At 35.9% G+C, this 20,417-nt stretch carries 15 protein-coding genes; 12 read left to right on the forward strand and 3 right to left on the reverse strand.

Annotated features, from left to right (window positions below; all coding sequences use genetic code 11):
• Positions 1 to 16: 16 nt before the first annotated feature.
• The 6 genes from azu to ACODST_RS05785 all read left to right on the forward strand — a co-directional run bounded on the left by azu (position 17) and on the right by ACODST_RS05785 (position 7,132).
• Entirely contained in the window at positions 17 to 535 is a 519-nt protein-coding gene (gene azu, locus ACODST_RS05760) for an azurin (protein WP_488931163.1), read from the forward strand.
• Positions 536 to 626: 91 nt separating this feature from the next.
• A complete protein-coding gene (locus tag ACODST_RS05765) occupies positions 627 to 2,861 on the forward strand; it encodes a nitric-oxide reductase large subunit (RefSeq protein ID WP_488931164.1) in 2,235 nt (744 codons plus the stop codon).
• Between the two features lie 23 nt (positions 2,862 to 2,884).
• On the forward strand, positions 2,885 to 3,616 hold the full coding sequence (gene ric / locus ACODST_RS05770; protein WP_488931165.1) for an iron-sulfur cluster repair di-iron protein: 732 nt from the start codon (positions 2,885 to 2,887) through the stop codon (positions 3,614 to 3,616).
• Positions 3,617 to 3,727: 111 nt separating this feature from the next.
• Positions 3,728 to 4,966 carry a hypothetical protein gene (locus ACODST_RS05775; RefSeq protein WP_488931166.1) on the forward strand — a complete coding sequence of 413 codons (1,239 nt, stop codon included), beginning with the start codon at positions 3,728 to 3,730 and terminating at the stop codon, positions 4,964 to 4,966.
• Positions 4,967 to 5,265: 299 nt separating this feature from the next.
• Positions 5,266 to 6,525 carry a cysteate-C-fatty acyltransferase gene (gene capB, locus ACODST_RS05780; protein ID WP_488931167.1) on the forward strand — a complete coding sequence of 420 codons (1,260 nt, stop codon included), beginning with the start codon at positions 5,266 to 5,268 and terminating at the stop codon, positions 6,523 to 6,525.
• 124 nt (positions 6,526 to 6,649) lie between these two features.
• Positions 6,650 to 7,132, forward strand: a complete 483-nt coding sequence (locus tag ACODST_RS05785) for a hypothetical protein (protein ID WP_488931168.1) — start codon at positions 6,650 to 6,652, stop codon at positions 7,130 to 7,132.
• Positions 7,133 to 7,206: 74 nt separating this feature from the next.
• On the opposite strand, the gene ACODST_RS05790 is transcribed toward ACODST_RS05785, so the two are convergent.
• On the reverse strand, positions 7,207 to 8,325 hold the full coding sequence (locus tag ACODST_RS05790) for a GTP cyclohydrolase (RefSeq protein ID WP_488931169.1): 1,119 nt from the start codon (positions 8,323 to 8,325) through the stop codon (positions 7,207 to 7,209).
• 42 nt (positions 8,326 to 8,367) lie between these two features.
• Positions 8,368 to 9,336, reverse strand: coding sequence for a transporter (locus ACODST_RS05795; protein WP_488931170.1), 969 nt, complete (start codon positions 9,334 to 9,336; stop codon positions 8,368 to 8,370).
• Between the two features lie 163 nt (positions 9,337 to 9,499).
• Here ACODST_RS05795 and ACODST_RS05800 point away from each other — a divergent pair, with 163 nt between their 5' ends.
• The 6 genes from ACODST_RS05800 (at position 9,500) to ACODST_RS05825 (ending at position 17,386) form a co-directional block, all read left to right on the forward strand.
• Positions 9,500 to 9,748, forward strand: a complete 249-nt coding sequence (locus tag ACODST_RS05800) for a DUF4834 family protein (protein WP_488931349.1) — start codon at positions 9,500 to 9,502, stop codon at positions 9,746 to 9,748.
• Positions 9,749 to 9,800: 52 nt separating this feature from the next.
• Positions 9,801 to 12,236: a YfhO family protein gene (locus ACODST_RS05805; RefSeq protein ID WP_488931171.1), complete on the forward strand. Its 2,436-nt coding sequence runs from the start codon at positions 9,801 to 9,803 to the stop codon at positions 12,234 to 12,236.
• Positions 12,237 to 12,275: 39 nt separating this feature from the next.
• Entirely contained in the window at positions 12,276 to 13,562 is a 1,287-nt protein-coding gene (locus ACODST_RS05810) for a glycosyltransferase family 4 protein (RefSeq protein ID WP_488931172.1), read from the forward strand.
• 59 nt (positions 13,563 to 13,621) lie between these two features.
• On the forward strand, positions 13,622 to 15,094 hold the full coding sequence (locus tag ACODST_RS05815) for a lipopolysaccharide biosynthesis protein (protein ID WP_488931173.1): 1,473 nt from the start codon (positions 13,622 to 13,624) through the stop codon (positions 15,092 to 15,094).
• 93 nt (positions 15,095 to 15,187) lie between these two features.
• Positions 15,188 to 16,840 (forward strand): mechanosensitive ion channel family protein, encoded by a 1,653-nt coding sequence (locus tag ACODST_RS05820; protein ID WP_488931174.1) that lies wholly within the window; start codon positions 15,188 to 15,190, stop codon positions 16,838 to 16,840.
• A 246-nt stretch (positions 16,841 to 17,086) separates the two neighbouring features.
• The gene (locus ACODST_RS05825; RefSeq protein ID WP_488931175.1) at positions 17,087 to 17,386 is read left to right on the forward strand and encodes a hypothetical protein; all 300 of its coding nucleotides are present in this window, start codon (positions 17,087 to 17,089) and stop codon (positions 17,384 to 17,386) included.
• Positions 17,387 to 17,477: 91 nt separating this feature from the next.
• Here ACODST_RS05825 and uvrA read toward each other — a convergent pair whose 3' ends face one another.
• The gene (uvrA, locus tag ACODST_RS05830) at positions 17,478 to 20,273 is read right to left on the reverse strand and encodes an excinuclease ABC subunit UvrA (protein ID WP_488931176.1); all 2,796 of its coding nucleotides are present in this window, start codon (positions 20,271 to 20,273) and stop codon (positions 17,478 to 17,480) included.
• Positions 20,274 to 20,417 lie beyond the last annotated feature (144 nt).

Here is a 20,417-nt window from a genome sequence, read left to right on the forward strand (position 1 = left end):
AATAAATTTTTTTAAAATGAATGCAAAAACCAAAATTTCACTATTGATCCTTATGGGATTTTTAACGATAACTTCCTGCGGTAAAAAAGAAACAGCACCGGCTGAAGAACAAACGGAGACTTCTTCAGAAGGAGAAGCAGCACCGGTAACTTCGACGGCTGAAAATGTACTGATTATAGAAGGAAACGATCAGATGCAGTTTAATACAAGCGAATTAAAAGCAACTGCCGGAAAGCCAATTAAACTCACTTTAAAGCACGTGGGCAGAATTCCTAAAGAAGCGATGGGACACAACCTGGTAATTCTTCAGGAAGGAACAGATCAGGCTGATTTTGCTTTAAAAGCAAACGATGCCAAAGCAACTGATTATATTCCGGAATCTGAAAAAGCTTCTGTAATAGCACACACCAAGCTGCTTGGCGGAGGTGAAGAAGATACAATCGAGTTTACAATTGATAAAAAAGGATCTTATCCTTTTATTTGTTCTTTCCCTGGCCATGTGGCTATGATGAAAGGCGTGTTAATTGTTGAGTAACTAACTAAAACTCCGAATCTTTAAAACAGGTTTGGAGTTTTTTTAAAAACTAATAAAAGATAAAATTGTCTTTTATTGAATTCAAGAAAAAATGAAAAGAGAAAAAAAATTATGGCTGGTTTTTGCATTGGTAATGAGCATATCATTTGCAGTGCTTGGTTATTATGGTTTTGAAATTTATCAGCAGGCACCGCCAGTTCCAAAAGAAATTAAAACTGATTCAGGAAAAGTGGTTTTTACGGAAACCGAAATAAAAGACGGGCAGAATATCTGGCAGAGTATAGGAGGTCAGGAAGTAGGATCTGTCTGGGGACATGGTGCTTACGTTGCTCCGGACTGGACTGCTGACTGGCTGCACAGAGAAGCTCTTTTTATTCTGGATAAATTTGCGAAAGAGGATTTTAATAAAAAGTTTGAGGCTTTAGACCTCGAAAAACAATCGGCTTTAAAAGTTCGTTTACAAAAAGATCTGCGAACTAATCGTTATGATGCCGGCACCGGAGTTCTTACTATATCTGAAAACCGTTTAGCTGCTATTGAAAATTTAAGCGAATATTATAAAGGACTTTTTACAAATGATCCTGATTTTGATAAACTGCGTGAAGAATATGCGATTCCGAAAAATGCAATAAAAGACGAATCTAAAATGCATAAAATGAATGCATTTTTCTTTTGGGCAACCTGGGCATCGGTTACCAATCGTCCTGATTCTGATATTTCGTATACACATAACTGGCCTTCAGATGAATTGGTAGGAAACAAAGCAACCAAAGAACTTTTAGTCTGGTCCGGAGTGAGTATTATTCTGCTGATTTTGAGTATTGGTATTTTAGTTTTCTATCATGCAAAATCCGGTGAGGAAGAAGAATTTCCGCTTCCCAAAGAAGATCCGTTACTTAAACAGGGCAAAACGCCATCAATGAAACTGGTGGTAAAATACTTCTGGATTGTTAGTTTGCTAATGATTCTGCAAATGGCTTTCGGGATCATAACAGCACATTACGGAGTAGAAGGAAACGGATTGTATGGAATAGAGATAGATCAGATTTTACCCTACGCTGTTACACGTACGTGGCATACACAACTGGCCATTTTCTGGATTGCAACGGCATGGCTGGCAACCGGATTATATATTGCTCCCGCTGTTTCTGGTAAAGATCCTAAATTTCAGTGTTTTGGAGTTAACTTTTTGTTTGCCGCACTGCTGATTATTGTTTTAGGTTCAATGATCGGGCAGTGGTTTGGTGTAATGCAGAAATTAGATTTGGTACAAAATTTCTGGTTTGGCCATCAGGGTTATGAATATGTTGATCTGGGACGTTTCTGGCAGATTTTCCTTTTAATTGGATTGTTTTTATGGCTGGCTTTAATGATTCGCCCTTTACTTCCGGTTTTAAAGAAAAAGACACAGGAGAAAAATCTCATCATACTGTTCCTGATTTCGTGTACTGCCATTGCCATGTTTTATGGAGCAGGATTAATGTGGGGAAGACAGACTAACCTGGCTATTGCAGAATATTGGAGATGGTGGGTGGTGCACCTTTGGGTAGAAGGTTTCTTTGAAGTGTTTGCAACGGTTGTGATGGCTTTTCTGTTTGTGCGTTTAGGATTACTGAAAACCCAGACAGCTGCTTTAAATGTATTATTTGCCACTATTATTTTCATGTCCGGAGGAATTTTAGGGACCTTTCATCACTTATATTTTTCAGGAACACCAACGGCAATTATGGCGCTTGGAGCTACTTTTAGCGCACTTGAAGTTGTGCCTTTGACTTTAATAGGATTTGAAGCGTATCAGAATTATAAAATTTCAAAATCAACTCAATGGATTGCCGATTACAAATGGCCGATTTATTTTATGATTTCGGTTGCCTTTTGGAATTTTCTTGGTGCGGGAATCTTCGGGTTTATCATTAATCCGCCTATTGCCCTTTATTATATACAAGGTTTAAATACAACACCGCTTCATGGACATACAGCTTTGTTTGGGGTATACGGAATGCTGGGAATTGGATTGGTACTCTTTGTACTGAGAAGTCTGTACAGAAAGGTAAACTGGAACACCAGGCTGCTGAAAATTACTTTCTGGTCACTAAATGCCGGTTTGTTTTTAATGGCAGTATTAAGTCTGCTTCCAATTGGAATCTGGCAGGCAGTCGAAAGTATCGACCATGGCATGTGGTACGCCCGTTCATCAGAATTAATGCAGCAGCCGGCTATGATTACCTTAAAATGGCTTCGTGCAATAGGAGATTCTATTTTCGGAATCGGATTTATTACCATGGCATGGTTTGTATTTGACCTGACCTTAAAAAACAAAAAATAAAAACAAATTTAAAATTGAATATCATGGAAAATTTAAAAAACAAAACAATAGGATCATTCGTAGCGCAGGATTACAGAACTGCGGCTGTTTTTTCTAAATACAGAATTGATTTTTGCTGTAAAGGAAACCGGACTGTAGAGGAAGTCTGCGAAAAACAGAAAATTGATTCCGATTTACTGCTTCAGAACATTTATGAAGTTTTAGAATCAGGAAATGGCGGATCAGTAGATTTTAACTCATGGCCTCTGGACTTATTGGTTGATTATATTGAAAAAACACATCATAGATATGTAGAAGAAAAAACACAGACACTACTTGCCTTTTTAGATAAACTCTGTAAGGTTCACGGAGCCAATCATCCTGAATTATTCCAAATAAACGAACTGTTTACAGGCTGTGCAGGCGAATTGTCACAGCATATGAAAAAAGAAGAATTGATTTTATTCCCTTTTGTGAAAAGAATGACCAAAACCAAAGAGTCAGACGGGATTTTGATGCAGCCTTCTTTTGGTTCCGTTTCAAATCCCATTGCAATGATGATGCACGAGCACGATAATGAAGGGGAGCGTTTCAGGGAAATTGCTGTTCTGACAGATAATTATACACCTCCGGCAGATGCCTGTACCACTTACAAAGTAACTTTCGCTATGCTGAAAGAGTTTGAAGAAGACCTGCATAAACATATTCATTTAGAAAACAATATCTTGTTTCCTAAAGCAGTTCTGTTAGAAAAAGAATTTGCAGAAGTAGAATAAAAAATAAATTTTGATAATGAAGAGAGCACCGATAAATGTCAGTTAAAAGAACATTATCGGTGTTTTTATTAGTAGAAAGGAGCTTATTTACTATTTTTAATATTCTAAAAAATGGAATTATATAAAATGAATTCTCAAAAAGGCTGGATATTATGCTGTTTTTTTAATTTTTTGACAGCCTGTCTCTTTGGATTGGTAATGCGGTTAATGTATCTTTTTCCTTTAGATTTTATAAATTACAGTTTTCTGCTTCATGCACATTCTCATGTGGCCATGCTGGGCTGGGTGTATTTGATGATTTATGTTTTGGTCGTCCGTCTTTTTATTCCGAAAGGCAAAGGTGAAAAACCAGTTTATAATCGTTTGTTCTGGTTTACGGAGTTTTCGGTTATTGGAATGATGATTTCTTTTCCGCTTCAGGGATATGCCTTGTTTTCGATTATTTTTTCGACAATGCATATTTTATTAAGTTATGTTTTCTGCCGGCTGGTCTGGAAAGATATGGCAGGACAAAATACGCTTTCGCATAAGCTTTTAAGAGTTTCGGTTTTGTTTATGGTTTTGTCTACTTTGGGAGTCTGGTGTTTAGGGCCGGCCGTAAGTACACTTGGTAAGCAAAGTGCTTTTTATCAGATTGCGATTCAGTTTTTTCTTCATTTTCAGTTTAACGGCTGGTTTATACTGGCGGTTTTAGCGCTGTTTTTAAAACAGTTTCATAGTACGTTTGATGATGGAATGTATAAAAGATTTTTTATCCTTTTAATTGTCTCTGTCGTTTTAACTATAGCTTTTCCCGTTCGGTGGTTTGTAGAAAATACAATTTTAAACACGATAAATACTCTTGGAGTGGTAGTACAGCTGCTGGCTTTTGTTTCTTTTTATAAAATGCTCCGGCCTCAGTTAAAAAGTTTTAAGGCCGATCTGGATCAGGTAACGAGATTCGTTTATGGTTTAGCATTACTTTCTTTGTTTTTTAAGACCGGGGTTCAGTTATTGACTGTTTTTCCCAGGATTGCAGAAGTTTCACATCAGGTGAGAAATTTCATAATAGGCTTTATACATCTCACTACTTTAGGTATTATTACCGGATTTTTATTTGGAATTCTGCTTCAGAATAAAATCCTTTCTGCTGATTCTGTTATTTTAAAAGCAGGAGCAGGTTGTTTTATCACAGGTTATATTCTTTCAGAGGTTTTGTTGTTTTTTCAAGGCGGACTTTTGTATTGGGGAAAGGGAATGATGTCAGGATATTACCAAAGTATTTTTGTGTTTACTGTACTGCTTGTAACAGGGTTGGTTTTAATGATGGCTTCGGTTAAAAACAAAAAACAAGAGCCGATCCATTCCTAAAAAATCTTCTCTTGTTTTTTCTACTAATTCAAAATATTCAATTGTCTAAAGTCTTTGTTATGACTTAAATCCTCGACAAAGATAAATCACAATATTTTATATAATTGTGATAAAAGTCATAGTTGTGATACTATTGCATATTTAAATTTGGAGCAATCCAAAGTATAATTCAGAGTTTAATCCTGTTAAAAACCAGCTGTTGATTATTTTTAAATAAAAATAAATGACTCTCTGAATTTTAGAATAATAATGATTATTTTTGCTCGCTGATTAAGTTAAAAAATTACTACACTATAATTATGGTAAAAGATTTATTCGAAAGAATTCAGGACAATAAGGGACCTTTAGGAAAATGGGCTTCTCAGGCAGAAGGTTATTATGTTTTCCCAAAGTTAGAAGGAGAGTTGGGTCCTAGAATGCAATTTCATGGAAAAAATATCCTAAACTGGAGTTTAAATGATTATTTAGGTTTAGCTAATCATCCGGAAGTTCGTAAGGCAGATACAGATGCGGCAATTCAGTTTGGTGCGGCTTATCCAATGGGAGCCCGTATGATGTCCGGACACACTACTTATCACGAGCAGTTAGAAAATGAACTGGCTTCTTTTGTAATGAAAGAATCAGCTTATTTATTGAATTTCGGTTATCAGGGAATGGTATCTATCATTGATGCCCTGGTTACTAAAAATGATATCATTGTATACGATGTAGATTCGCATGCCTGTATTATTGACGGTGTTCGTCTGCATATGGGGAAACGTTTTACATACAAACACAATGATTTGGAAAGTATGGAAAAAAACCTGCAGCGTGCTACGAAAATGGCAGAAGAAACAGGTGGAGGTATTTTGTTTATTACCGAAGGTGTTTTTGGAATGCGCGGACAGCAGGGAAAACTAAAAGAAATTGCAGCTTTAAAGAAAAAATACAATTTCCGTTTATTAGTAGATGATGCACACGGTTTTGGTACACTGGGTAAAACAGGTGCCGGAGCAGGTGAGGAGCAGGGAGTTCAGGACGATATTGATGTTTATTTCTCTACTTTTGCAAAATCAATGGCTAACATTGGCGCTTTCGTGGCAGCTGATAAAACAGTTATTGATTACTTAAAATACAATTTACGTTCGCAGATGTTCGCTAAAGCGCTTCCAATGATCCAGACAATTGGTTCTTTGAAACGTTTAGAATTACTGCGTAAATCTTCGGCAATTAAAGATAAACTTTGGGAAAATGTAAATGCTCTTCAAAGCGGTCTTAAAGAAAAAGGATTCAATATTGGAGATACTAATACCTGTATTACTCCTGTTTATCTGGAAGGAAGTATTCCTGAAGCGATGGTAATGGTAAATGACTTAAGAGAAAATTACGGTATTTTCCTTTCTATTGTGGTGTATCCGGTTATTCCAAAAGGAATTATTTTATTGAGAATGATTCCAACGGCTTCTCATACTATAGATGATATTAACGAAACCCTGACAGCTTTTGAAGCTATTCGCGAGAAATTAACGAATGGTACTTACAAAGAAATTGCAGAACGCACTACTGTTGATGTTTCGTAAATAGTTGTAAAAAATAGATTTCCCTTTAGTGGAAATTATGTAAAAAAATCCATTTGTTATACGAATGGATTTTTTTTATTTGAGGTAACTTTAATTCATAATCACAAAAATAAAAAACAGAATTATGAAAAAAGCAGCAGCTATAACAACCCTTGTTCTGGTAGTTTTGATTTCCTGTAAAAAGGCAACAACAACAGAACCGGTGCAAATTACACCAAGTCCGCCAAAAGAAGCGGAGATTGTTGAACCCGCAGGAAACCAGTGTTATCAATGGAATTCAAAAGGAAGCGTAATTGAAATGAGTTTTAACGTGAACTCGCATCAGGAAGTAAACGGTAAATTAAAAGTAGATATCGTGGGGAAAGATAAAAACGAAGGAACCCTTATCGGGAATATGAAAGGGGATACTTTAGTGGCTGATTACACTTTTATGTCTGAAGGTGTTTCCTCTGTCAGAGAAGTTGTTTTTCTTCAGAAAGACGGAGCATTTATTGAAGGTTACGGAGACGTAGTGACCACAAATGATAAAGTATCTTTTAAAGATAAAACCAGATTAAAATTTGATGCAAAAAATACACTGACAAAAGTAGACTGCAAAGTAGAGTAAATTAAACTGCTCTTTAATAAAAAATCCATTCGTTTTGGGGGCGAATGGATTTTTTTATTTTTATAAAAACGCTGTTACAGATTTTTTAAATATGTTTTTCTCTGACAGTGAATAGTCGGGTCAAAATTCTTCCAAAGCAAATGAATAGCATTATTTTCCAGTAATTCAGGAGTTCTGATGCAGTTTTGGATGCCTTTAGCAGAAAAAGTTTTATAATACTCATCAAAAATAATGGCCGTTACCCCTTTGTTTTGATATTCAGGGTGAACGCCAATAAGATAGAAAACAACATCTTTACTGTGTTTTCTGGCTTTTAACAATTGCAAAAATCCAAAAGGGAACAGTCTGCCCCTAATTTTTTGCAGAGCTTCAGTAAAACTTGGCATTACAATACTAAACGCTACTAAATTGTCTTCTTTGTCAACTACAAACTTAATGTACTCCGGATTGATAAAGCTAATGTATTTCTTTTTGAAATATTCTTTCTGAATATCAGAGATCGCTACAAAAGAGGCCAATTTAGCGTATGATTCATTAAACAAATCAAACATTTTGTCAACATGCGGCATAATGTCTTTTGTTTTATTGAAATTGAGTGCTTTTAAGCCGTAACGTTGTTTTATTAGTGCCTGTGCTTTCTGGAAAAACTCCGGTTTTACATTTGAAAAAGGAAAGATACTTTCAATGTATTGTTTTTCTACCTGAAAACCCAGCTGTTCTAAATGGGTTACATAATACGGATGATTGTACCAGGTAATCATGGTTCCTACCTGATCATACCCCTCTGTTAAAAGACCTACTTTATCCAGATTGGAAAAACCCATTGGTCCTTCGGCATGTTCCAGATTATGTTTTCGGCCTAATTCATATACCTTTTCAAGAAGCGCTTTGGTTACTTCGATATCATCAATTACATCAAACCAGCCAAAACGAACTTTTCTTTTATGCTGATTATTTACTTCAGACCAGTTAATAATAGCGGTAATACGGCCTACGATCTGATTGTCTTTATAAGCTAAATAAAAATATGCTTCGGCATTGTCAAAAGCCGGATTTTTGGTTTTATCAAACGATTCTAATTCATCAGAAATAATTGGCGGTACCCAATATGGATTATCTTTATATAAGGAAAACGGAAATTTAATGTATTCCGTTAGTTCTTTTTTGGTTTTGGCTTCTTTAATTGTGATCATTAAGGAGGTATTAGTTTTGAGTTTAAGATTGGCTGCCGGTTTTTATTCGTATCTGGCTTTACGTTTTCTTTCTTTCTCCTGATAATCGATGTTTTTTTGATTGTCAGGATTTTTCTTGGCTTTGTCTCTGGCTTTATTTTCAGCTTGTTTGTTTTTATACCAGCCGTCATAACGCCATGAAAAACCTAAGCCTCCGTAAAGTATAGAAGGAGTGTTTTTAAAATTGGTACTTATAGAAGCATCGACCTGCATGTTGGGTGATAAAAGGTAAGCGGCACCTCCGCGAACGATAGCATCGCTGTAAAAATCGCTTTTGTATCCCTGATTTTCAACGAACCCGGACCATCTTTCGTTAAATCCGTGTGTTAAGGTTAAGATATAACCGTAACTAGGATAATCGGTGCCAATATAATCGGCAATAATGTTGGTTACAAATACCCATCTTCCTCCACCAAACTGGTTTTGGGTTATTAAAGCCACTTTTGGAGAAACAGCACCATCGGGAGAAAAATAATAAGGATTATCGGCTCCTGTAAAATTAGCTCCGGCAAATACAGAAACAGCAGGGATTAATTCGCGCCATTTAAAACTATGATTAGCTTTGTAGCTGTAAATATTAGCTTCTCTCTTGTAGTTTTTATAAGGATCGTAAATTAAATACTTAGCTCCTAAAACGGTTTGTCTGAAATTGTTTTTTTTGTAGCTGGTGTAAGGTGTATCAAAGTTTTCCATCTGATACTGAACATCGAGAATAAATTCAAGCTGCTCCAGAAAAGCACCATAACGAATGCTTAAATCGGTGCCAAGACCGGAAGCGTCATAACCTAATAAATCGTGTTTTTCTTTAATACCGTAAATGCCGATTTCACCTTGAATTACAGACTTTCCAACAGCATAGGCCGACATGGTTTCGCCTGGGCGGTTAGAATTAATTACATCGGTATATTGTGCAAAGAAAATCTGCGGACTAAAAAAAAGAGCGGTAAATAGTAAATTTTTAATTTTCAACATAGTTATTTGGGGATTAAAAAAACAATAACGCAATTCAAATGTACTATATTTTATTATTTATTTAAGATTGATATTTTAATTTTAAACAACGGATTTACTAATTTTGAAAAAAAATTATATGATTATGCAAGAAGCATCTTTTACAAATTTGTTAAAAACGATAATGTGGATTATTGCGTTTTATTACATTTTTAAATTTTTGGCAAAAATCTTTTTACCAGTATTGGTGAAGAAAGCAGTTGAAAAAGCAGGAGAAGATTTTCAAAGACAACAGCAATATAGACAGGATAATTCATGGCAGACTACCCGTAACAGCAATAATGACGAAATCATTATTAATACGGCCAATGCAAAAAAGCCGCGCGAAACCAAAAAGGTCGGCGATTATGTTGATTACGAAGAAATAGATTAAGTTTGTATCCTTATAATAAACAGGATTCATCATTTAACCAAACCAGCCAAAATTGAAAATAGTAAATAAATTCTATCCGCACGCCCTGGCAATTCTGGGCTTTATTCTCGTTTCATTACTTTATTTTTATCCGGTACTTCAGGGAAAACAAATTTTCCAGTCAGATATTGCCCAGTATACCGGAATGGCCAAAGAGCAAAATGACTTCAGGGCTGCAGAACAGGCAGAACCTTACTGGACCAATTCGGCTTTTGGAGGAATGCCTACTTATCAGTTAGGAGCCAATTATCCGAATGATTTTGTTGGAAAAATAGATGATGTTTTGCGTTTTTTACCACGTCCGGCTGATTATTTATTTCTGTATTTCTTTGGTTTTTACGGATTACTGCTGGTTTTAAAAACAGATCCTTTAAAAGCTTTTATAGGAGCAGTTGCTTTTGGTTTTTCAACTTATTTGATTATCATTCTGGGGGTAGGGCATAATGCTAAGGCGCATGCTATTGCCTATATGCCGCTGGTTATAGCCGGTTTTATACTCGTTTTTCAGAAAAAATATATTCGGGGAGGTTTACTCACCATGTTTGCGGTTGCATTAGAGGTAAATGCCAACCATTTTCAAATGACCTATTACCTGTTGATTTTCTTATTGATTCTTTCAGGTTATTTTGTTTTTAATTTTATAAAAGACAAAGAATTTAAACCTCTTTTAATTTCCGTTGGTACCCTTGTGGTGGCAGGAATTTTTGCTATTGGGGCGAATGCAGCCAATTTACTGGCAACCAGTGAATATGCTAAATACAGTATTCGTGATAAAAGTGAGCTGACTTTTAATCCGGACGGATCTAAAAATGAAACAACAGCTTCTATGACTACCGACTATATTACGGAATATAGTTATGGAATAGCAGAGAGTTTAAATTTAATTGCACCAAGAATTTTTGGAGGTTCAAGCCACGAAAACGTGGGAACCGACAGCCGAATGTATTCTTTTATGCTGGAGCAGGGCGTTCCGCCAAGCCAGGCTGCTGATTTTGTGTCGGCAATGCCAACTTACTGGGGAGATCAGCCTATCGTTTCGGCACCTGCTTATATTGGGGTTGTGGTTTTCTTTCTGGCAGTTTTAGCTCTTTGTATCGACGAAAGAAAAATTAAATACGTCTTCCTTTCAGGGGCTTTGTTTACCCTGATGCTTTCATGGGGTAAAAATTTCTCTTCCTTAACAGACTTTTTTATAGAGTATGTGCCTATGTATGATAAATTCAGGGCTGTATCTTCTATTCAGGTAATTTTAGAATTATGTTTTCCGGTGCTGGCTGTTATGGGACTGCAGTCTTTTTTTAAAGCAAAAGACAATCCTAAACTGCAGCAGAAAGCGTTATTACAGACGGGAGTTTTTGGAATTGGAATATTACTGATTTTAGTATTTGCCAAAAGTTCTTTTCACTTTACGGGAATGAGTGATAAATATTTCCTGGAGAGTTACGGGCCTGCTTTTGTGGATGCATTAAGAGATGACAGAATGTCTTTGTATTCAGCAGATTTACTTCGTTCAGGATTTTTTATAGTAGTTACATTTGGTGTTTTATGGCTGTTTATTAAAAATAAATTTTCGCAGAATACAGCCTTAATCATAGTAGCTGTTTTAATGATTTTTGATTTGTTTTTTGTAGATAAAAAATATGTTTCGGCTAAAGACTTTGTGAGTCCGGTTCAGATAGCCGCTCCATTTCAGGAAACACCAGCTGATTCTGAGATTTTAAAAGATACTTCGGTTTATCGTGTTTTTGACCCACAGGGACAGCTTCAGGGAAGGTCGTCTTATTTTCATAAAACAATCGGTGGTTACAGCGCTGTAAGACCAAGAAGAATGCAGCAGCTGTATGACTATCAGATTGCAAAAAATAATCTGGAAATACTTAATATGTTAAATGTGAAGTATGTTATTCAGGCAGATAAAGAAGGAAATCCAATTCCGGCTATAAATCCAGATGCAAACGGGAATGCGTGGTTTGTAAGCACTATAAAACTGGTTAATAAACCAGATGATGTGATGAAAGCACTGAATCATATTGATACCAAAAAAGTGGCCGTTTTTAATGTTCATGAACATGAAAGTAAATTTAGAAATGCCAGAATGAAAAAACAATGGGATACCACAGGAACCATAAAAGTAGTGGAATACAAACCCAACTATATCAAATATAAGTCTGATAATGAAAAAGACGGTGTGGCTGTTTTTTCTGAAATGTATTATAAAAACGGATGGAATGCATACATAGACGGGCAGTTAACGGATCATTTTCCGGTCGATTATGTTTTAAGAGCAATGGAAATTCCGGGAGGTAAACATACGATAGAGTTTAAATTTGAACCTCAGGTTATAAAAACCGGAGGAACTATAAATCTTATTAGCTCGGTTGGAATGATTCTGCTTCTTGCTGGAGGTATTTATTTCGAAAGAAAGAAGTTTAGTGAGCAGTCTCAGTAATCAGCTCCGGCTTACACTTTAAATATTAATTGATTTTCATTGGAACAAAAAAAGCTCTTAATTATTACGTATTATTTTCCTCCAGCAGGCGGACCAGGAGTACAGCGCTGGTTGAAATTTGTAAAATACCTGCCGGATTTTGGTGTCCAGCCCATTGTTTATGTTCCTGAAAACCCAACTTATCCAATAGTTGATGAAGGTTTGGTAAGTGAAATATCAGATAAGGTGATTGTTCTTAAGAATAAAATCTGGGAACCGTATCAGCTGGCTTCTGTTTTTTCAAAAAATAAAACTAAGAAAATTAGTTCGGGCATTTTTCCGCACCAGAAAAAGCAGACTTTTTTAGATAAAACCTTTCTTTGGGTCCGGGGAAATTTGTTTATTCCGGATGCCAGGGTTTTTTGGGTAAAACCTTCCGTTTCCTATCTCGAAAAATACATTAAAGAAAATAAGATCGATACCATTGTAACTTCCGGTCCGCCGCACAGTCTGCACTTAATTGGTCTCGAATTAAAGGAAAAACTGAATGTGAAATGGTTTGCCGATTTTCGGGATCCATGGACGACCATTGGTTATCACAAAGCGCTTCGTTTGTCCGGTTATGCTGCTAAAAAGCATAAAAACCTGGAACATAAAGTGCTGAATACCGCTGACACTATTATCGTAACAAGTAAAACTACAAAAGCTGAATTTGAGGTTATTACCCATAAACCTATTTCGGTTATTACCAATGGCTATGATATAGAAAATGTTGCAAAACAGTCTTTGGATACTAAATTTACCCTGGCGCATATTGGATCGTTTTTATCGGAAAGAAATCCTGAATTTTTATGGGAATGTCTTCTGGAATTGCTTAGGGAAATTCCAGATTTTAAAGCGCACTTAGAGATTAAGCTGATAGGTGCCGTTAGTCAGGAAGTTCTGGATTCCATTACAGAATTTCAGCTTAATGACTATTTGAATTTCCTGGGATATGTTTCCCATAGTGAGGCTGTAGCGCATCAAAAGAAATCTCAGGTTTTGCTTTTAATAGAAATTAATTCAGAAGATACTAAAAGTATTCTTCCGGGTAAATTGTTTGAATATATGGTGTCTAACAGGCCTATTATCGCTATTGGACCAGAAGGTTCTGATTTTGCAGATATTATTACAGAGACCAATACAGGAGTATTTTTCGATTATTCAGAAAAAGCGAAGTTAAAAAGTGTAATTTTGGACTTTTATAATCAGTTTCTGGAAGGAAAATTACAGGCTAACGGTGTTGGTTTACAGCAGTATTCAAGAAAAAATCTAACTAAACAATTAGTACAGTTAATTCAGGGCTGATACCCAAATCTAATCATTCATTAATAAAAAACCGGAGGTCTGCAACCTAAAATATAAAAATGGGCATTGTCTTAAATCAGTCTTTTAAAAACACCGTAATTACCTATGTAGGCTTTGCCATTGGCGCTATCAATACCCTTTATTTATATCCTGTTTTTTTAGGTGCTACTTATTATGCGTTAACAAACTACATTACATCGGCGGCCAATGTTATTATGCCGTTGTTTGCTATTGGGATGCAGAATACGCTGGTTAAGTTTTATTCGCAGTACGAAACTGAGGAGCAAAGAGAGCAGTTTTTATCCTTTACAGCTCTGTTTCCTATTTTGATGTGTATTCCTCTGGGGATTATTGGTATTTTTTTCTACGATGATATAACTGATTTTGTTTCTAAAGAAAACCCGGTAGTAAGGGAGTTCATGCTTTTGATTCCTTTTATTGGAATTTGTATGGCGTATTTTGAAATATTCTATGCCTGGGCGAGGGTTCATATGCATTCTGTATTTGGAAACTTTATAAAAGAAGTCGGGCTTAGACTGCTTTCTACTGTTGCTTTGGTCGGATTGTATTTTAACTGGATTTCGCTGGTTCAGTTTGTTTATGTAACGGCGGCTATTTATTTTCTGGCCTTTATAGTAACCATGTTTTATGCTTTTTATATCAAGCGACCTAATTTTCAGATTACAATTCCCGAAAATGTAAAAAGCGTCATGGAGTATACTTTTTATATCATTCTTTCCGGAAGTGTTGCTAATTTACTTCTGGACGGTGATAAACTGATACTGAACCAGTATATGCAGATTGAGAATATTGCTTATTATTCAGTAGCAACTTATATTGCACTGGTAATTTCGGTTCCAAGCCGTGCCATGCATCAGATTGTATATCCAATTACCGCAAAATTAATGCATGAAAACAAGCATGATGAACTGAATGCGTTATACAAAAAAACTTCCATTAACCTTCAGATTGTGGGCGGATTTGTAATGCTCTGCATATTTGTAAACATTGATCAGCTGTACGAAATAGTACCGGAGGATTACCGAGGAGGTATTCCTGTTGTATTTATGATAGGATTATCAAAATATTTCGATTTGATTCTTGGGAACAACAATGCTATTATTTTTAATACCAAATATTATCGTACCGTATTATTTTTAGGTTTGGCACTGGTGGTTTTGACCTTTGTTTTAAATGTAATTTTTATACCGTATTTTGGTATTATGGGATCGGCATTTGCAACTTTACTGTCTATTACTTTTTACAGCCTTGCCAAATTGCTTTTTGTTGTAAAGAAACTGGATTTATACCCATTTACAAAACAAAATTTATATTCACTGATACTTACGGCTGCCTTGTTTTTGGTGTTTTATTTTTGGGAATTTCCGCTTTACCCGTTAATTGGAATCGCTTTAAAATCGGTTTTAGTAACTATTTTGTACGTTTATCTGAATTACAGGTTTGCTGTTTCTCCGGATATTAACAGTGTAATCAACAACATCTTTAAAAAAATAGGAATTAAAATTCAGTAAGATCTAATTCAGATGCGGCTTATTTAATTTCGAAGCTGTTTTGTTTTTATATTTGTTAGAAATAAAGTGTAACTAACTTATTTTTAACTGGATATGAAAAATAGATTACTTTGTTTACTAGTACTTTTTATTGTGTCGCTCTATTCAGATTCCTTTGCTCAGGGGAGGATAGGCAATGGTTTATCCAAAGAAGGGGTTCGGGAAGAATCAAAAAGCTATCCGGTTGTTCCTTTTAAAGACACTCTTTTTTACGTATACCATAAAGTGGGTTCGTTTTCTGCTCCGCAAAGAGCGAAAGCTATTACTGAAAAAATCAGGAAACTTTATGAAGATTCTTTTTTTGAAAGAGATTCGTTAAAAATTATTCCGTCTGAAGTTTCGCAGGACATTACTTATAAGGGCGATTTGATTATAATGTCTGTATTTGAGGCTGATGCCAAAGCAGAAAATAAAACCGCAGCTTTTATTGCAAAACGAAATTTAGATCTGATTCAAAAAGCGGTTGTATACCAGAATCAGAACTATTCCCAGCTTCCAAAGCGAGCGGGGTATACGGTATTCTTGATTCTTATCATTGGTTTGATATTGTTTGTCACGGGAAAAATATTTAACCGTATCCGTTTTTTTATTTTAAAAAACAGTGACCGGTACTTTAAAGGAGTCGAATATAACAATATCAGGTTTCTTACTGCCCACAGACAGCAGGTCCTGGTCATGAGGCTGTTTAATATGGTCAAGATAATTACTTTAGTTTTTATTGTATATCTTTCTCTACCTGTTTTGTTCAGTATTTTTCCCGCTACAGAAGCGTATACAACTACTTTACTGCAATGGATCCTTACACCTGCTAAATCTGCTGTCATGGGGTTTGTGGGATTTCTGCCCAGTCTTATAACCATTCTGGTAATCATTATTATTTTCAAATACAGCATAAGGGTTATAAAATTCTTTTTCGATGAAATAAAGCAGGAAAACATCAAAATCGACGGTTTTTACAGTGATTGGGCAATGCCGACTTTTAATATTATACGTTTTTTGATGTTTGCCTTTATGCTGGTTATCATTTTTCCGTACCTGCCGGGTTCAGATTCCGATATTTTTAAGGGGGTTTCTGTGTTTGTCGGGATACTCTTTTCACTGGGTTCCTCTAATGCGATTGCCAATATGGTGGCAGGATTGGTAATCACCTATATGCGTCCGTTTAAAATTGGAGATTTTATTAAAATAGGAGAAGTGAGCGGTGAAGTAATCGAAAAAACAGCCTTGGTTACGCGGATCCGGACACCTAAATTCGAAGATATCACGATTCCGAATGCTACGATACTGTCCAGTACTTCTACAAACTTTTCGGCCAATACGAAAGCATCTAAAGAGGGGCTTCTTATTCATACCACTGTTACTATTGGATATGATGTTCCGTGGAAAGAGATTCACAAAGCTTTGATTGAAGCCGCTTTAAAAACGGATATGACCCAGAAAGAGCCGGCACCTTTTGTACTGCAGACGAGTCTGGATGATTTTTATGTTTCCTATCAGATTAATGTTTACACAAAAGAGCCTACGAAACAGCCGCGGATTTATTCTTCCCTGCATCAAAACATTCAGGATTCATTTAATGCGGCCGGAATTGAGATTATGTCACCTCATTACGGTGCTCTGAGAGACGGAAATACTACCACTATTCCGCCTGATTATTTAAAAAGCGATTATGAGCCTCCTTTTTTTAATATTAAGAATAAAAGTTAGTATTTTTTATAACATATTGAAAATGTGAAGGTAATCTTAAAGTTTTGCTGCAATTATTTTGTAAATCCATATATTAAATTTAACTTTAGATTAAGTTTTTTAACACCACTTTTACTGAAAAACGTAAGAATGTTTTACAAATGCCGGTAAACAGGGAGGTTAAAGTATATATTGACATTGAAGCACCCCCATTCAATTTGTTAAATTTTTAAGTAGTAATATGCAGACAAAACCAAACAAATGATTATGAAAAGCAATAAGCTAAGTCAGGAACAAAGTGTACAAGTGTTTTCCAATATGATATCTAACAAAGTTCATAATGGATTCGTATTAGAAGAGAGAAATGATGAGTTACTTTTTGCGGTTCTTTCTAAAGGAGGAAAAGTAGTTAACCACAGTCTGAATTTCATGATTTTTTGTTTAACCCTCGGATTATGGTCATTCGCATGGCTGTATTTAACATTAGAGGCTTCCAAACAAAAAAAGGTACTAGTAGCCATTGACGAAGATGGTTTCCCTTTTGAAGAAAAATGTTTAGTTGCTTAAACATTTTAATTAAAAGAAATAATTCAGCCCTAAATTACATCAGAAAAAAGTAATTTAGGGCTGTTTTTTTATTCTGTTTTCAGAGTTGTTTTTATAATTTGTCTTTCAGGTAAATTCCGGTTACAGACTCTTTTACTTTAACAATCTCTTCCGGTGTTCCCGCTGCAAGTAAACGCCCTCCGTTTTCTCCTCCTTCAGGACCTAAATCAATAATCCAGTCGGCACACTTTATTAAATCGAGGTTATGTTCAATTACGATGATAGAATGTCCTTTTTCGATCAGAGCGTCAAATGAAGCCAGTAATTTTTTGATGTCATGAAAATGAAGTCCTGTTGTAGGTTCATCAAACACAAACAATGCTTTGTCTTTGGTAGCTCCTTTTACAAGAAATGATGCCAGTTTAATACGTTGTGCTTCACCGCCCGAAAGGGTAGAAGAGGACTGTCCTAATTGTACATATCCAAGACCAACATCCTGTAAAGGCTGTAATTTCTGCGTAATTTTTGACTGTTTGTTTTTTTCAAAAAAAGCAATTGCATCATCAATGGTCATGGTTAAAACATCATTGATGTTTTGGTTATCAAAAGTAACTTCCAGGATTTCTTTTTTGAATCTTTTTCCGCCGCAGGTTTCACAAGGCAGCGAAACATCGGCCATAAAGACCATTTCAACGTTTATGGAGCCTTCTCCCTTACAGGTTTCACATCGGCCTCCGTCAACATTAAAAGAAAAATGCTTGGCCTGATAACCTCTTATTTTAGACAGCTTTTCTTTAGCATAGAGATCCCGAATATCATCGTATGCTTTGATGTATGTTACCGGGTTTGATCGGGAACTTCTTCCTATTGGATTCTGATCCACATATTCAATATGTTTGATCTGCGAAAAAGATCCGGATAATTCAGTAAACTGTCCCGCTTTTTCACCTGCATTTTCGAGCTTTTTCTGCATAGCAGGGAATAAGATCTTTTTGATCAGGGTACTTTTTCCACTTCCTGATACTCCTGTAATGACTGTGAGAACATCGAGAGGAAAGGTTACGTTGATATTTTTTAAGTTATTTTCCCTTGCACCGATAACGTCAATATGGTTTTTATACTTTCGTCTTTTCTTGGGAACAGAAATTTCCAGTTCGCCACTAAGGTATTGAGAAGTCAGAGAATCTGATTTTAAAATTTCCTCATAAGTGCCCTGGGCTACGAGTTTACCTCCAAAAGTTCCTGCTTCAGGACCAATATCAATAATCATATCAGCCGCTTTCATGATATCTTCATCGTGTTCTACCACGATAACAGTATTTCCTAAATCACGAAGGGATAGTAAAACTTTAATTAATCGTTCAGAATCTTTAGGGTGTAAACCAATACTAGGTTCGTCTAAGATATACATCGAACCTACCAGACTGCTTCCTAATGAAGTGGCCAGATTAATACGTTGTGATTCCCCTCCGGAAAGTGTAGCCGAATTTCGGTTCAGGGTTAAGTAATCCAGTCCAACTTCTGTTAAAAATGATAAACGGTTATTAATCTCAACCATCAAACGTTTGGCAATCTGCTGTTCGTATGGATTTAAATCCAGGTTTTTGAAAAAGGTTACCAGATGTTTAATTGGCAGATCAACTAAATCAGAAACTGTTTTGCCACCAATTTTAACATACGAGGCTTCTTCACGTAAACGTTTGCCGCGGCAGGCATGACATTTGGTTTTGCCACGGTAGCGGGAAAGCATAACACGGTTTTGTATTTTATAATTTTTCTCTTCAAGTTCCCTGAAAAAATCATCAAGTCCCTGAAAATATTGGTTTCCGGTCCAGATTAGGTCTTTTTGCTCTTCGGTAAGTTCAAAATAAGGTTTATGAATAGGGAAATCAAACTTATAAGCATGTTTTACCAATTCATCCTTATACCAGCTCATGCTGTCACCTCTCCACGGGTAAATAGCGCTTTCAAAAACAGAAAGTGAGGTATTGGGAACGACCAGATCTGCATCGATTCCTATAATATTTCCGTAGCCTTCACAAACCGGACAGGCGCCATACGGATTATTAAAACTAAACAGATGCACATTAGGTTCCAGAAATGTAATGCCGTCTAACTCAAAATTATTAGAATAAGAGAATCTTTTGTTAGTGCCTAATTCCTGCAGGTAACAAATCCCTTTTCCTTCAAAGAAAGCCGTCTGTACAGCATCTGAAAGGCGGTTGTAAAATTCTTCTTCTTCCTTAACTACAATACGGTCAATAATAAGAAGTATGTCTTTATTATCCAGCTGATGAATATTTTCGGGAGAAAATTCATCCAGACGAACCGTTTCATTCTCAACCAGAATTCGGGCAAAACCCTGCTGTAGGAGTATTTTGAGTTTATCTTCGAGCTGACGTCCTTCTTCCAGATGGATAGGGGCGAGCAGCAGCCATTTACTGTCAATTTCAAGTGTTTTTACATCATTGACTACATCGGTAACCGTATTCTTTTTTACTTCCTGTCCGGAAACGGGAGAGTAAGTTCTTCCAATTCGGGCAAATAAAAGTTTGATGTAGTCATAAATTTCAGTAGAAGTTCCAACAGTAGAACGGGCATTGGTTGTGTTTACCTTTTGCTCAATGGCAATGGCAGGTGCGATACCTTTTATATATTCAACCTTTGGTTTGTCTAAACGCCCCAGGAATTGTCGGGCATACGATGATAAACTTTCCACATAACGCCGCTGTCCTTCAGCATATAAAGTGTCAAAAGCTAAGCTTGATTTTCCTGACCCTGAAAGCCCGGTAATCACTACCAGTTTATTTCGGGGAATAGCCACATCTACATTTTTTAAGTTATGTACCTGTGCTCCTTTTATTATTATATTCTGCTTTGGGTCTAGTGTAGAAAGATCAATTTGCATATAAATAGTCAATTTTGACAAAAGTAATCAATTTTGATTTGAATTTTGTTAAGTGCATTGTTCCAAATTTTAACAGAATGCAGTTGTCAGGCTTTGATTATTAGCCTGTTTTTTTTGACGAAAAATTATTGTTTCACTGTAAAA

This window comes from Flavobacterium sp. FG19 (assembly GCF_057809475.1).